The following is a 14,529-nucleotide window of genomic DNA, read 5'->3' as shown; positions in this document are numbered from 1 at the left end:
GGCGTTGTCTGCTGTGGATCAATGTATACCATCAAACATAACGGGGCGCTGTTGCGAAGCGCAGGCTGGTCATGCGCTTTGTAACGAGGTGTGAAGTATCGGCGTTCGTTCAGTATTGACTGTTGTTCAGAAAGTATGAACAAGAGAAAAAATTGAACGACGTCATCCTTCGGTTCATAATATCTCCGTGTTCATCCTTTCTGAACAAACGAAATTTATGAACGACGCCAACCAGCACGACCTCCCGAGCTTTGACCACCCAACCGAAGCGCTAGTCAGACAACTCGTCAATGCTGCCTCAGGGCGTTTGAACCTTCCGCTGCGTGTCGTCGACTTCCGCACGGCTGGGCGAAGTGTTGCGGCGGCTAGAGACGTGAAAGTCACGCTGGAGGTGAACGGTGCCAGCCAGCCATATACGCTCGTGGCACGCGGTCGGATTAGATCGCGGGAGGACGTGAGGGCCGTCGTTGCCAAAAACGCCACCGCGAATCTCCCGATTCTTCTGGCCACTCCCTGTCTGACACTTGCGTTAGCGGATGAATGTGTCGAACAAGGCCTGCAGTTCATCGACCTTGCAGGTAATTTGTATGTGCATGCGTCTGGCCAGTACATGCTCGTAACAGGCAGACCGGCGAATCCGGACCTCAGGCGCCTCGCATCGAGATCGGGAAAGCCTGCTTTCTCCGCGAGTGCTTCTGCGCTCAGGATGATTTTCGTGCTGTTGTCCGCTCCGGAACTGATCAACCGCCCATACCGGGAAATTGTGTCGTCGGCAGGGGTGGCGCTTGGTACGGTTGGCAGCGTGTTCGACGACCTGCGTGAACGCGGTCTGCTGGCAGGCACGGCCGACCGGCGATTGCTCGATCCCGCCGCCTTGAGGGAAGAGTGGGCTATCAATTACTCGCTTCGTCTGCTGCCCAAGCTCAACGTGCAACGGTTCGTGGTAGACGATCCGTCGTGGTGGCAGCACGCAGAACTTCCTGCGGGGCAAGCATGGTGGAGCGGGGAAGTTGCTGCCGCAAAACTGACTGGGCAGCTTCGGCCGGCCTCGCAAACGCTCTATGTCGAACCTGCGGCGCGGCCGTCCGTGATGATGGCGCTGGCGAAGCGCCATCGCTTGCGTGGCGATCCCGCCGGCAGCCTGGAAATCATCGATGCCTTCTGGCATCTCGACGACACACGGATGGAGCAGCTGATGGCGCCACCTTTGCTCGTGTATGCAGATCTACAGCGTACGAGGGAGCCGCGCAACGCGGAGGCGGCAGCGTTGATTCTCGATCAACTGGAGCAGGGCGAATGACGGCGATATATCTTAAGACGCCGCTGCCGGAAGGAAAGCAGGCTGTGTTGACAATCATGGATCGCGTGGCCCGGCTGATGAATCTGCAGTACTTCGTTGTCGGTGCGACAGCGAGAGATATTCTGATGTACCACCTTCATGGATTCCCTCTCAACCGCGCCAGCCCTGACATTGATTTCGCCATGGCTATCGGGAGCTGGCCGGCATTCGAAGCGCTCAGGGCGGCGCTTCTCGATGAGCCATCCTTCCGTCGGGACGCGAAGATTCCGCATCGGCTGCACTATTCGCCAGCGGTTGGGGAAGGTTTTCCGGTGGATCTGGTTCCGTTCGGCGGTGTCGAGATTTCTCCCGCGCAAGTGGCGTGGCCTCCGGACATGGCAATCGTGATGAATGTAGTGGGCTACGCCGAAGCGCTGGATAGTGCCGTGACCGTACACATCGCAGATCATTGCGAGGTCCCGGTTGCGTCGATACCGGGTCTCGTGATGACGAAATTGATCGCGTGGCTGGACCGCGGACAGTCCAATCCGAAAGACGCGGTGGATTTCCGGTATCTGCTGGAAAACTATGCTACGGCGGGCAATGTCGACAGGCTGTATGGAGAGGAGTTGCCGTTGTTGGCCGCGTGCGATTATGCGTTCGAGCGTGCCGGTCCGAGATTGCTCGGCATGGATATAGCGTCTATCGCTTCTGCGGAAAGCAAGCAACAGATCGTCCGTATTCTGGCTCATCCGGAACGGCATGATCGGCTGGTCATGCATATGCTGCGGGGCGACTCTCGCTCTGACGATCCGGTCGAGGCGATGGAGAACCGACTTGCTGAATTCCAGATCGGACTGCTGGATTGGCCCGGACCTTGATTTGTGGACCGTACCAGGCAGGAGAGCAGGAGCCCTCAGTCACCCGGAAAACAAAAAAGCCCGCAATTTGCGGGCTTTTCGATGAAACCGTTACTTGAAGAGCGTGGTGCCCAGGAGAGGACTCGAACCTCCACAGTGTTGCCACCGCCAGGACCTGAACCTGGTGCGTCTACCAATTCCGCCACCTGGGCACGTCTTCAAGCTAGACAGCGATTATAGCGCATTCGCGAACTCTGTCAACAAATGTTTTCAAAAAAACTTCACATCGCGAAAGATCTGCGCCGGTGCGCGGGAACCGGCGAAACAATCGGCGCGGCGGGTTCCTTGCGATTTTCGTCACGGAAATGAAAAAAGCCGGCATAAAGCCGGCTTTTTTCATGAATCCTGGTGCCCAAGAGAGGACTCGAACCTCCACAGTGTTGCCACCGCCAGGACCTGAACCTGGTGCGTCTACCAATTCCGCCACCTGGGCAAGGTGTCGCTTACTACTTGCTACTGCATTGTGTCGTGCAGCAGAGAAAGAGATTCTAGCGTGTCTGTAGAGCCTGTCAAGACTCTTTTGATAAAAAGTTTCGCCGCGAGCGTTGGTCCCGCGTCCGGTGCATGGGCCTCGTGCACGGCGCCCGCGCAAGCCTCCACGCTGAATGGCCGGGTGCGGCGCGGGTGTTAGAATGCCTCGCAGCAGTAGAGGCGGCATGGCGCGAGCACGCAAAGTTTCACCGAACGTTGCGCGTCAGGTTCGTACCGCCTGTGCCACCCGCATGTTGCAGCACTCGAAGACCGGGGCGCGGCATGATTTCCCGGCCCGCGCACTATCCGACGTCCAAGTCACGAGAACAACCATCGACAAGCCCTTGAGCAAATATCCGTATCCGATTCCCAGCCGCGAAGAGATCCTCGGCGTGCTGCGGACCAGCGAATCGCCCTGCACCGCGAACGATATCGCCGAGGCGCTGGCGATCAAGCGCCAGGAGCGCGAAGGGTTCTTCCGGCGGCTCGCCGCGATGGAGCGCGACGCTCAGATCCGGCTCGATTCGCGCGGCCACTATCAGCTTGCGCATCCGTCGAACTTCGTGGCGGGCCGCGTCCAGGGCCATCGCGACGGCTTTGGCTTCCTCGTGCGCGATGACGGCCAGGACGACCTGTTCCTGCCGCAAGGCGAGATGCAGAAGGTCATGCACAATGACCGCGTGCTCGCGCGCATCGTCGGCTATGACCGTCGCGGGCGTCCCGAAGGGCACATCGTCGAAGTCACCGACCGCGCGAACCGTAGCGTGATCGGGCGCCTGCTGAACGAAAACGGCGCGCTCATCGTCGCGCCCGAAGACAAGCGTATCGGCCACGACATTCTCGTCACGCAGAACGCGAAGAAGGCCAAGGTCGGCCAGGTCGTGGTGGTCGAGCTCACCGATTTCCCGAGCCGCCACTCGCAGCCGCTCGGCCGCGTGCTGGAGGTGCTCGGCGACATCGACGATCCCGGCATGGAGATCGAGATCGCCGTGCGCAAGTACGGCGTGCCGCACGAGTTCAGCAAGGCCGCGCTCGACGAGGCCGCGAAGCTGCCCGACGCCGTGCGTCCGACCGATATCCGCTATCGCGTCGATCTGCGCGACGTGCCGCTCGTCACCATCGATGGCGAAGATGCGCGCGACTTCGACGATGCCGTCTACTGCGAGCCGATGAAGGTTGGGCGCGGCGATGGCTTCCGCCTGCTCGTAGCGATCGCGGACGTCTCGCACTACGTGCTGCCCGGCGGCGGTCTGGACGTGGACGCCATCGAGCGCAGCACCTCGGTGTACTTCCCGCGCCGCGTGATTCCGATGCTGCCCGAGAAGCTCTCGAACGGTCTGTGCTCGCTCAATCCGCACGTGGACCGCTGCGTGCTCGTGTGCGATATGGTCATCACCGCGCGCGGCGAGATCAAGGCGTATCAGTTCTATCCGGGCGTGATGCATTCGGCCGCGCGCCTCACGTATACCGAAGTCGCCGCGGTGCTCAAGAACACCAAGGGGCCGGAGGCGATGCGGCGCGCGGCGCTGCTGCCGCATCTGCAGAATCTCTATGGCGTCTACAAGGCGCTCTTCGCGGCGCGCCAGAAGCGCGGCGCGATCGACTTCGACACGACCGAGACCTATATCGTCTGCAACGCGCAGGGCAAGATCGAGCAGATCGTGCCGCGTCAGCGCAACGACGCGCACAAGCTGATCGAAGAGTGCATGCTCTCGGCCAACGTCTGCGCGGCGGACTTCATGAAGCGCAACAAGCATCCGGGTCTCTATCGCGTTCACGCGGGACCGGGCGCGGAAAAGCTCGAGAACCTGCGCACCTTCTTGCGCGGCATGGGCCTGTCGCTCGGCGGCGGCGAGACGCCTCACGCGAGCGACTACGCGGCGCTCATGGCGCACATCCGCGACCGGCCCGACGCCCAGATGCTGCAGACGATGCTGCTGCGCTCGATGCAGCAGGCCGTCTATAGCCCGGACAACATCGGCCACTTCGGTCTCGCGTACGAGGCCTACGCGCACTTCACGAGCCCGATCCGCCGCTATCCCGACCTGCTCACGCACCGTGCGATCTACGCGATCCTGCAGGGCAAGAAGTACCAGCCAGCGGCGCCCGAGGGCGTCGAGCTCAACACGGCGCTCTCGCCGCGCGCCCGCGCGATGCAGGCCGAGGACGAGGCGAAGCGCGGCAAGCGCGCACGCGGCGCGAATACGGCGATCTGGGAAGAGCTCGGCCTGCATTGCTCGACCAACGAGCGCCGCGCCGATGAGGCCTCGCGCGACGTCGAGGCCTGGCTCAAGTGCTATTTCATGCGCGACAAGCTCGGCGAGGAATACGGCGGGATGGTGAGCGGCGTGACGTCGTTCGGCATTTTCGTGCAGCTCGATTCGCTGTTCATCGAAGGTCTCGTCCATGTGACGGAACTGGGCTCGGACTACTTCCAGTACGACGAGATCAAGAACGAGCTGCGCGGCGAGCGCACCGGCATCCGCTACCGCCTTTCGGACCGCGTGCGCGTGCAGGTGAGCCGCGTCGATCTCGACGCGCGCAAGATCGATTTCCGTCTCGTGCGCGATACGCCGGTCAAGCCTGCGATGAATCGCGGCCCGCAAGGCCAGCAGCAGGAGCGCGGTGCGCAGGACGGCGGTCCGCGCGTGCGGTCGATGCAGCAAGGCGGCCAGGGTGGTCAAGGCGGTCCGGGCAGCGGCCAGGGTGGCGACGACATGCGGCGCAAGCGGGCCGCGCCGGCGCCGAGCGCCGCCGTGAAGGAAGCGCGCGCGGCGCGCAGCGCGGCCAAGACCGCGAAGAAGCGCGCGGCGTCGAAGTCGGCGCCCAAGAAGTCTTCGCCGCGCAAGAAGCGCTTGTAACAGTGTCTGGTAGCGATCGTGCGCCGCGCCGCGAATGCCGCGCGGCGCATGCACGTTGAGCAGACACGTCGCGCCCGCACGCGGGCCGGCAGAATCACATTCGTTCGTGGCGCGAGGCGCCGTGCCATAGGCGCCGCGAACCGTTCATCAGGGGTTGTATCCAGTCATGTCACGTCTCAAGGTTCTTTACGGGTTTCATGCGGTGACCGCACGCTTGCGGCACGACGCGTCCACGGTCGAGGATGTCTATTACGACACGACGCGGCGCGATCGCCGCATGCAGGATTTCCTGCACGCCGCGAAGGACGCGGGCGTGCGCATCATCGCCGCGGACGAGACGCGTCTGTGGGGCCTCGCGCGCACCGAGCGCCATCAGGGCGTGGTCGCGCGCGTGCACGATCTGCCGCTCGCGCAGAACCTGGCCGAGCTGCTCGACGGCATCTCGGGCTCGCCGCTGTTGCTCGTGCTCGACGGCGTGACCGATCCGCACAATCTCGGCGCCTGTCTGCGCGTGGCCGACGCCGCCGGCGCCCACGCGGTGATCGCGCCGCGCGACCGCGCCGTGGGCCTGAACGCCACGGCGGCGAAGGTGGCGAGCGGCGCGGCCGACACGGTCCCGTACATCACCGTCACGAACCTGGCGCGCGCGCTGCGCGAACTCAAGGACGCGGGCGTCTGGGTAGTCGGCACGGCCGGCGACGCGGGCGCGAGCCTGTACCAGACCAAGCTCGACGGTCCCGTCGCGCTCGTGATGGGCGCCGAAGGCGAGGGCATGCGCCGCCTCACGCGCGAAACCTGCGACGAAGTCATGCAGATTCCGATGGCGGGCACGGTCGAGAGCCTGAACGTTTCCGTGGCGTCGGGCGTGTGCCTGTTCGAGGCCGTGCGTCAACGCGCGGCCGCCGCCGCCCGCTGACGCGTCCGGGGTCATGACGTTCCTGCGCAAGGCGGCCCGCGCGTCCGGTGCATTCAGCACATTCGGTACGCCAGGCGCGGCTTCGCTCGCTGCGCTGGCGCTCGCCGCCTGCGCACCCGCCACGATGGTCGACCGCGGCAGCTACGTCGCCGATACGCAGTATCACGCGCGCAGCGCCGATTCGCGCATCCGCTTCCTCGTGCTCCACTACACCGAGGGCGACGAGCGCACCTCGCTCGAGGAGCTCACGCAGGAAAACGTGAGCGCCCATTACCTCGTTCCCGAGCATCCGCCGCTGCGCGACGGCAAGCCCGTCGTGCTCCAGCTCGTGCCCGAGGCGCTGCGCGCCTGGCACGCGGGCGTGAGCGAGTGGCAGGGCACGACCGAGCTCAACGCGGCGTCGATCGGCATCGAGAACGTCAATTCGGGGCCGCACGAGACCCCGCAAGGGACTGAGTGGGCGCCCTGGCCGCCCGATCAGGTGGCGGCGATCATCGCGCTCTCGAAGGACATCGTCACGCGCTACGGCATTCCGCCCACGCGCGTGGTGGGCCATAGCGATATCGCCCCGCAGCGCAAGATCGATCCCGGCCCGTTGTTCCCGTGGAAGCAGCTCTACGCGGCGGGCGTGGGCGCGTGGCCCGACGATGCGACCGTCAAGGCCGACCTCGCGGGCCGGGCGCCCGACGCGCCGGCCGACGTGCTCGGCCTGCAGACCAAGCTCGCGCGCTATGGCTACGACGTCGCGACCGATGGCGTGCTCGACGCGCGCACCCGGCGCGTCTTCGCGGCGTTCCAGATGCACTTCCGGCCGCGCGACTACTCGGGCACGCCCGACGCCGAAACCGACGCGATCGCCCAGGCGCTGCTCGACAAATACGTCGATCGCACCGCGCCGACCCAGCCCGGAACGAACGAAACCGCGCCCTGAGCGCTGCCACGCGGGCGTGCGCAAGCGTGCCGGTAACGCATCGTGTGCATCGCGGGCATGGTTGCGGCGGCAGCCGCGCGCAACTCCGGTAAACTAGGCGTTTTCCGCGTTTTCTCTCCTCGGGCAGTTCCCCATCATGACTCAAGACGAACTCAAGAAACTGGTCGGCCAGGCCGCCGCCGACTATGTCAACGCGCGCGTGCCGGAAGGCGCCGTGATTGGCGTCGGCACCGGCTCGACCGCGAACTGTTTCATCGACGCGCTGGCCGCGAGCAAGGGCCGCTATCGCGGCGCCGTGTCGAGCTCGGTCGCGACCACGGCGCGCCTCGAAGCGCACGGCTTCAAGATCTTCGATCTCAACGAAATCGAATCGCTGCCCGTCTACGTGGACGGCGCCGACGAGATCGACGCATCGGGCGCGATGATCAAGGGCGGCGGCGGGGCGCTCACGCGCGAGAAGATCGTCGCCTCGGTGTCGGAGGTGTTCGTGTGCATCGCCGACGCGAGCAAGCGCGTGGAGGTGCTCGGCCAGTTCCCGCTGCCCATCGAGGTCGTGCCGATGGCGCGCACGGCCATTGGCCGCCGCGTCACGGCGCTCGGCGGCGTGCCGGTGCTGCGCGTGCAGAAAGACGGCTCTCCCTTTATCACCGACAACGGCAACGAGATTCTCGACGTGAAGGGCCTGCGCATCAGCGACCCGCGCACGCTCGAAGCGCACGTCAACGCGTGGCCCGGCGTCGTGACCGTGGGTCTGTTCGCGGCACGCGGCGCCGACCTCTGCCTGCTGGGCGGCGAAGCGGGCGTCGAGCGCATCGACTACCGCAAGGACTGATCGCGCTCACGAGCGACGGCGCGCAAACCGTCATGCGGTGCGCGTGCCGTCGCTCGTGTCAGACCGGGTGCACGGCGGATTGCCGGGCCCATGCCGCAGGGAAAGCATCAAACGAGCCTTTCCCTCGTGTGCGAAGATCGATCAGGGATCCTGATCATTCGCATTCCCCGCGCCGCCGCTGGGCGCCGGCTCATTCCACCGTTTCGACTTCGCGAAGGCGCGGCAGCAGGCGATCGAACTCGCGGCGCACGAGGCCGTAGCACTCGCAGGCGCGGGCTTCGAGGCCCTGGCGGTCCAGCACGCGGATGCGGCCGCGGCTGTGGTGGATCAGGCCTTCGTCGTGCAGCTTGCCGGCCGCCTCGGTGATGCCCTCGCGGCGCACGCCAAGCATGTCGGCGATGAGCTGCTGCGTGACCGTGAGGTCGTTCGACGCCACGCGGTCCACCTCGATCAGCAGCCACCGGCACAGCTGCTTGCTGAGCGAGTGATGGCGATTGCAGGCGGCCGTCTGCGCCACTTGCGTGAGCAGCGCGTGCATGTAGAGCAGCATCAGGCGGCGCAGGAAGTCCGAGCGCGCGAACTGCTGCCTGAGGCTCTGTGCGCTCATGCGATACGCGAAGCCCGTGCATTGCACCTGCACGCGATTGGGCATGGTCTCGCCGCCCGTGAGCACGGGCACGCCGGTCATGCCCTCGCGACCCACTGCGGCGATCTCCACGGAGCTGCCGTCTTCCATCGTCGAGAGCATCGAGATGATGGCCGTGGTCGGAAAATAAACGTGATGAATGCGCTGGCCGGAGTCGCAGAGCAGTTGTTCGGTGCGCAGATGAACGAGTTCGAGATGCGGTGCGAGTGCTTGCCACTCGTGCGACGGCAACGCGCCGAGCAGGTGGTTGCCGTGCAGGTCCGATTGAAGGGTCAACATGATTTGGTCCTCGTGCGAAGCAGCTCTCACCGCCCCGTGTCTTGTCATTCCGGCCGCCAAACCGCTTTTGGTATGCCGCTTCCCGTAGCGGCTATTGGTTCGTCGTGCCGGCCCCATAGTCCCGAGTGTGCGTGCGCGATATCTATCGGTTGTATGCGTCACGCTGTGTGGCGCTTCCCACTAAGCAGGGGCTGTGCCAGAGAGTCGCAAACCTCGTGTGCATGCGGTTTTGCGGGCGTTACGGGGCGGGCGGCCCGGCGTAACGCGGCGTTTTTGTTTCAAATATGTACGACGCCTCACCGGCGCGCGAGGCCAGGCCGCGCTTTTTTTGCGGTGGCAAGTGACTGAATTCATTGGATTATTCGGCGCTATAGAGGGCCCGTTCGAAAATGACTCCGCGCTGAAACACGCGTATCGCGGGCCGTTGGCCGCGCGGCCATGACGCACGTGGGACTGTTCGAATTTGATTCAGCTGTGTTGCACCGCAGCCGAACTGCGCAGAAACGTTCGCTCCTGAAACATGAGCGTTACGACGCGCCCCGTAACGCGTGATTCCACCGATCGGCCGGTCGGGTGTTGTCCGCGCAACGGCTGCCAGCGCAACACATTCATGCGCCAGGCATCGCGCTTGCCGCCCGCACGCCACCGTGCGATAGCGCGCGGTCAGTGTGGGTATGCGTACAGAGTCGGCCGCCGCGCTTTGCTCCAATGGAGTCCGAATACCGAGGGGCGCGCGGGCGATCCGGCACGCGGCGTCCATCCGGAACCAGACATCCGAACGGGGAGCCTCCTGCATGAACCAGGTCGTCACGCCGGCCGGCTTGATCGCCGCCGCAAATGAACCCGAAGTCGCGCTCGTCGTCCAGCCCGTGGTGCTGGCCGGCGGCTCTGGAACGCGGCTGTGGCCGCTCTCTCGCGAACATTGTCCCAAGCAGTTGATCGACCTGCTCGACGGCGAGTCGCTGCTCGAGGCCACCGTGCGCCGCCTCGACGGTGTCTACGCGCGCGGCGGCGCGACGGTGCGCAAGGCGGCGCCGCTCGTGGTGAGCAGCGAAGAACTGCGCCACATGACGGCCGACCGGCTAGGCCGCAGCGGCATGGCGGCGCGCGTGGTGTTCGAGCCGGTCGCGCGCAATACGGCGCCCGCGCTCACGGTGGCCGCGCTCGCGGCGGCGCAGGCCGCGGCGAGAACGACGGATTCCGCAACGGCCACCTCGCCGGAAAACGACAGCGACCCGATCCTGGTCGCCATGCCCGCCGATCATCTGATCGCCGATCGCACTGCGTTTGCCGCCGCGCTCGAAGACGCCGTGACCTACGCGGCGCGCGGTGCGATCGTCACGCTCGGCGTGCCGCCGCAGCGCGTGGAGACGGGCTACGGCTATATCGGCGCCGGCGCGACGCTCGGCGCGAGCGGTGCGCGCACCATCGAACGCTTCGTCGAAAAACCCGATGCCGAAGTCGCCGCACGCTACGTCGCCTCGGGCGATTACTGGTGGAACAGCGGCATTTTCGTGGTGCGCGCCTCGGTGTGGCTCGCGGCCATCGCGCGCTGCCGGCCCGCCATCGCGGAGCAATGCGCGCTGGCCTTCGAGCGGGCGAACGTCGACGCGGACGGCGCAGTCCATCTCGACGCCGCGGCGCTCGCCGCGTGCCCCTCCGATTCGATCGACTACGCGGTGATGGAGTCCGTGGGCGCCGACGCGCGCCTCGCGGGCGTGGTCGTGCCGCTCGTGGCGGGCTGGTCGGACGTCGGCGCGTGGGACGCGGTCTGGCAGGTTTCCGACAAGGACGCGAGCGGCAACGTCGCGCGCGGGCGCGTGCTGTTCGAAGACTCGACCGACAGCTTCGCGCATTCGGATGGCCGGCTCGTCGCCTGCGTGGGCGTGCACAACGTGGTGGTGGTGGAGACGGCCGATGCCGTGCTGGTCGCGGCCAAGGACCGCGTGCAGAGCGTCAAGGCGATCGTCGGCAAGCTGAAGGCGCAACGCGGCGAGGAGGCCCAGCATCATCGCCGCGTCGAGCGGCCGTGGGGCTGCTACGACTCGGTCGATCGCGGCGAGCGCTTCCAGGTCAAGCGCATCGTCGTGAAGCCGGGCGGGCGGCTCTCGTTGCAGATGCATCATCATCGCGCCGAGCACTGGGTGGTCGTGCGCGGCACCGCGCGCGTCACGCGCGGCGACGAGGTGTTCCTGCTCTCCGAGAACGAATCCACCTACATTCCGCTCGGCGTGAAGCACCGGCTCGAAAATCCAGGCAAGACGTCGCTCGAGATCATCGAGGTGCAGTCGGGCGGCTATCTCGGCGAAGACGACATCGTGCGCTTCGACGATCAATACGGACGTGCGGGAGAACGAGAAGGTACGGTTACGCCGCGTTGAGGCACACTTCCGACGGGCAGCATTGCATATGCACAGCAGGGCGCCGCGCCCCCGCCATGCCGGGGCCGGCGCCACTGCGTGCATGGCAAAACAGTAAGCGGGCAATGCATACAGACTGCTTACGAATCGACAACGAAAAACCGTAAATCACAAGATTCGGGAAACCAAAGGGCCGATCGAAGAAGGGCTCGTACGGACGGGGCATCTGCCGCGCAACGTTTGCGTCAGGAGATATCCTGGCTGGCGGATTATGCAATTCGCATGGCAACGTATGACAGGTTCGACGAAGCACGAAGGCCCACGCTGCAACCGTCAAACAGGCGCGATTACGCCGCATCGGGGGGAGGGGTCATGGAACTGGGGAATAAGGAACGCTCGCTCGTGAGCAAGGTCATGGATGGCCTGATTTCGGGCATCGTCGAGGAACGTTACGGGGCGATCCTGCCGCCGCAGGACGTGCTGTCCAAAGAATTCGACGTGAGCCGTACGGTCATGCGCGAAGCGCTGTCCATGCTGCTCGCGCGTCACATGCTCGACGTGCGGCCCAAGATCGGCACGCGCATCCGGCCCATGCGCGACTGGCGCATGATCGACGAAGACGTAGTGAGCTGGCGCTTTCGCGCGAAGCCGGACAAGACCTTCCTGCGCGACGTGATCGAATTCCGCGCACTGATCGAGCCCGCCGCGTGCGCGCTGGCGGCCGAGCGCGCGAGCGCCGCGGATCTCGCGGGCATGCGCGATGCCTTCGACGCGCTGCGTCAGACGAGCCCCGGCGACGCCGGCTGCGAAGAGGCCGACACGCTCCTGCACACACGCATTCTCGCGGCGAGCGGCAATCAGTTCTATCAGCAGATGGCGGCGATCATTCGCGGCGCGCTCACGCTCGTCAATCCCATCCTGAGCCAGCGCGAGGACGGCTGGCTCAATGTCGTCAACGCGCACGGCCGCGTGGTCGACGCCATCGAGCGGCGCGCGCCCGAGGACGCGCGCGCGGCCGCGACCGCAATGATCGAGCTGACCTCCGACGAGATCAACCGCGCGCTGGCGTCCGAGGCCATCGAGCCGCGCTAGCCCGCTTCGTTTCGTTCGTTTCCTGCACGCGCGCCGCCCGTTATGCGGGTTCCGGCGCGCGTTGCCTTGTCCGCGAGTTGCCTGCGAGGTTGCCTGCGAAGTTGCCTCCTTAAGCGCGAGGCCGTATCGTGCGAGTCTTTGTCTTGCCGCGCCCGGTGCGCGGCAAATGACGACACGACGGCGATACGACAGCGATACGAGGCAAGGCATGAGCGATTCAGGCAAGCGCAGCGGGACTCATGAAGAGACCCAAAAGACGATACGTTGGGGCATCGTGGGTGCGGGCCGCATCGCACGGCGCTTCGCGCAAGGCGTGGCACACGTACCGGGCGCGCGCGTGAGCGCGGTGTGGTCGCGCCGCGCGGCGCCGGCCGAAGCGCTCGCGCAAGACTTCGGCGCCGCCGCGTGCGCGAGCTTCGAAGCGCTGCTCGCGCGCGGCATCGACGCCGTCTACATCGCGACGATGCAGGACAGCCACGTGCACTATGCGGTCGCCGCGCTGGAGGCCGGCTTGCCCGTGCTTTGCGAAAAACCGGCGACAGTCAACGCCGCGCAGCTCGAGCGCGTGCTCGACGCCGCGCGCGGCGCGCAACGCCTTTTCATGGAGGCGATGAAGCCGCCGTTCTATCCGCTCTATCGCGCCTTGCGCGCGCATCTGCAAGCCGATCCCATCGGCCCGGTGGGCCTCGTGCGCGCGGGCTGCTCGGTCGCTAACGTTCCCGCCGATCATCCGTCGTTTTCGTTCGAGCATGCGGGCGGGGCGCTGCTCGACATCGGCGTGTACGAGATGTTTCTGGCCGTCGACTGGCTGGGCGCGCCGCGCGAGGTGCAGACTTTCGGGCGTCTCGGCGCGACGGGCGTGGATACGTTTGCAAGCCTCAATTGCCAGCACGAGCACGGCATCGCGCAGCTCTTTTGCGGGCTCGACCTGCACGGCTTTGGCGACGCGCTATTGGCGGGGCCGCTCGGCAACGTGACGATCCATGCGAACTGGTGGAACCCGGCGCGCGCGACGATCCGCTATGTCGATGGCCGCACCGTGGAGCTCGACGAGCCCTTTGAAGGCGGCGGCCTCAACTACGAGACCGCGCACTTTTGCGAGCTGCTGCGCGCGGGCGCGCTGGAAAGCCCGCTCATGCCGCACGAAACCTCGCGGCGCATGATCGCGATGGCCGACACCGCGCGCGCGGCGCTCGGCCTGCGTTTCGGTTGCGAGTGAAGCTCAGTGCCGCGTGGGCAGCGCGAGGCGCTTTTCGTACCAGTGCTGGATCCACTCGAGCACCTGGCAGAGCACCCAGTAGATGGCGGCGGCCGCGAGATAGAGCGGCAGCGGCTGATAGGTCGACGCGATGATCTCCTGAGCGCTGCGCAGCAGCTCGGTCACGGTGATGACCGAGACGAGCGACGTGTCCTTGATGAGGCTGATGAGGCTGTTCGAAAGACTGGGCACCGCAATGCGCAGCGCCTGCGGCGCGATGATGTAGCGCAGCGTCTGTCGCCGCGACAGGCCGAGGCTATAGGCCGCGAGCCACTGGCCGCTGTGGATGCCGAGAATCGCGCCGCGCATGCTCTCGGAGAGATACGCCGCCACGTTCGCGGAGAGCGCGATCACGCCGGCGGGCGTGGGGTCGAGCGAGATGCCGATGCTCGGCAATCCGTAGTAAATCACGAAGATCTGCACGAGTAGCGGCGTGCCGCGCATGAGGCTCACGTAGACGCGCGCGATGACGACGAGCGGGCGGCTCGAGCTGATGCCCATGAGCGCGAGCACGGCGCCGCCGATGAGCCCGAAGATCATCGACAGGACTGCGAACTTGACCGTGAGCACGGCACCCTGCGCGAGCACCGGCAGCGACTGGATGATGAGCGTATAGATAGGCATGGGAGAACGCGGCTGGAAAGCGCTCGCCGGGCGAGCCGTAAAAACAAGGGGCGGCATCTT

At 65.6% G+C, this 14,529-nt stretch carries 11 protein-coding genes and 2 tRNA genes; 9 read left to right on the top strand and 4 right to left on the bottom strand.

Features of this window, described 5'->3' with window-relative positions; genetic code table 11:
• The first annotated feature begins 217 nt into the window (after positions 1 to 217).
• On the top strand, positions 218 to 1,300 hold the full coding sequence (locus U5775_RS07950; RefSeq protein ID WP_322057570.1) for a type IV toxin-antitoxin system AbiEi family antitoxin: 1,083 nt from the start codon (positions 218 to 220) through the stop codon (positions 1,298 to 1,300).
• Positions 1,297 to 2,160 carry a nucleotidyl transferase AbiEii/AbiGii toxin family protein gene (locus tag U5775_RS07945; protein ID WP_322057569.1) on the top strand — a complete coding sequence of 288 codons (864 nt, stop codon included), beginning with the start codon at positions 1,297 to 1,299 and terminating at the stop codon, positions 2,158 to 2,160. The genes U5775_RS07950 and U5775_RS07945 overlap by 4 nt, the downstream gene beginning before the upstream one ends.
• Before the next feature lie 104 nt (positions 2,161 to 2,264).
• Here the strand turns inward: U5775_RS07945 and U5775_RS07940 are convergent.
• Positions 2,265 to 2,351, bottom strand: a tRNA-Leu gene (locus tag U5775_RS07940).
• Between the two features lie 194 nt (positions 2,352 to 2,545).
• Positions 2,546 to 2,632: transfer RNA gene (locus U5775_RS07935), tRNA-Leu, on the bottom strand.
• A gap of 382 nt (positions 2,633 to 3,014) precedes the next feature.
• On the opposite strand from U5775_RS07935, the gene rnr reads away from it, so the two are divergent.
• The 4 genes from rnr (at position 3,015) to rpiA (ending at position 8,210) form a co-directional block, all read left to right on the top strand.
• Complete coding sequence (gene rnr / locus U5775_RS07930) at positions 3,015 to 5,531, top strand: ribonuclease R (RefSeq protein ID WP_322057568.1); 2,517 nt, start codon at positions 3,015 to 3,017, stop codon at positions 5,529 to 5,531.
• Positions 5,532 to 5,697: 166 nt separating this feature from the next.
• Positions 5,698 to 6,447, top strand: coding sequence for a 23S rRNA (guanosine(2251)-2'-O)-methyltransferase RlmB (rlmB, locus tag U5775_RS07925; protein ID WP_322057567.1), 750 nt, complete (start codon positions 5,698 to 5,700; stop codon positions 6,445 to 6,447).
• A 13-nt stretch (positions 6,448 to 6,460) separates the two neighbouring features.
• On the top strand, positions 6,461 to 7,378 hold the full coding sequence (locus U5775_RS07920) for an N-acetylmuramoyl-L-alanine amidase (protein WP_415913534.1): 918 nt from the start codon (positions 6,461 to 6,463) through the stop codon (positions 7,376 to 7,378).
• A 136-nt stretch (positions 7,379 to 7,514) separates the two neighbouring features.
• Positions 7,515 to 8,210 (top strand): ribose-5-phosphate isomerase RpiA, encoded by a 696-nt coding sequence (gene rpiA / locus U5775_RS07915; protein WP_322057566.1) that lies wholly within the window; start codon positions 7,515 to 7,517, stop codon positions 8,208 to 8,210.
• A gap of 190 nt (positions 8,211 to 8,400) precedes the next feature.
• Here the strand turns inward: rpiA and U5775_RS07910 are convergent, their stop codons facing one another.
• Positions 8,401 to 9,135 carry a Crp/Fnr family transcriptional regulator gene (locus U5775_RS07910; RefSeq protein ID WP_322057565.1) on the bottom strand — a complete coding sequence of 245 codons (735 nt, stop codon included), beginning with the start codon at positions 9,133 to 9,135 and terminating at the stop codon, positions 8,401 to 8,403.
• 794 nt (positions 9,136 to 9,929) lie between these two features.
• On the opposite strand from U5775_RS07910, the gene U5775_RS07905 reads away from it, so the two are divergent.
• From U5775_RS07905 to U5775_RS07895, 3 genes are all read left to right on the top strand, one after another.
• Positions 9,930 to 11,516 (top strand): mannose-1-phosphate guanylyltransferase/mannose-6-phosphate isomerase, encoded by a 1,587-nt coding sequence (locus U5775_RS07905; RefSeq protein WP_322057564.1) that lies wholly within the window; start codon positions 9,930 to 9,932, stop codon positions 11,514 to 11,516.
• Between the two features lie 351 nt (positions 11,517 to 11,867).
• Positions 11,868 to 12,587, top strand: a complete 720-nt coding sequence (locus U5775_RS07900; protein WP_322057563.1) for a FadR/GntR family transcriptional regulator — start codon at positions 11,868 to 11,870, stop codon at positions 12,585 to 12,587.
• A gap of 208 nt (positions 12,588 to 12,795) precedes the next feature.
• A complete protein-coding gene (locus U5775_RS07895) occupies positions 12,796 to 13,806 on the top strand; it encodes a Gfo/Idh/MocA family oxidoreductase (protein ID WP_322057562.1) in 1,011 nt (336 codons plus the stop codon).
• Positions 13,807 to 13,809: 3 nt separating this feature from the next.
• On the opposite strand, the gene U5775_RS07890 is transcribed toward U5775_RS07895, so the two are convergent.
• Positions 13,810 to 14,469, bottom strand: coding sequence for an amino acid ABC transporter permease (locus U5775_RS07890; protein ID WP_322057561.1), 660 nt, complete (start codon positions 14,467 to 14,469; stop codon positions 13,810 to 13,812).
• Between the last annotated feature and the right edge of the window lie 60 nt (positions 14,470 to 14,529).

Origin of the sequence: Paraburkholderia sp. J63 (genome assembly GCF_905220245.1) — a bacterium.
GTDB lineage: Bacteria > Pseudomonadota > Gammaproteobacteria > Burkholderiales > Burkholderiaceae > Paraburkholderia.
The sequence above is the reverse complement of the archived record's forward strand: the minus strand, read 5'-3'. Positions and strand labels throughout refer to the sequence as shown.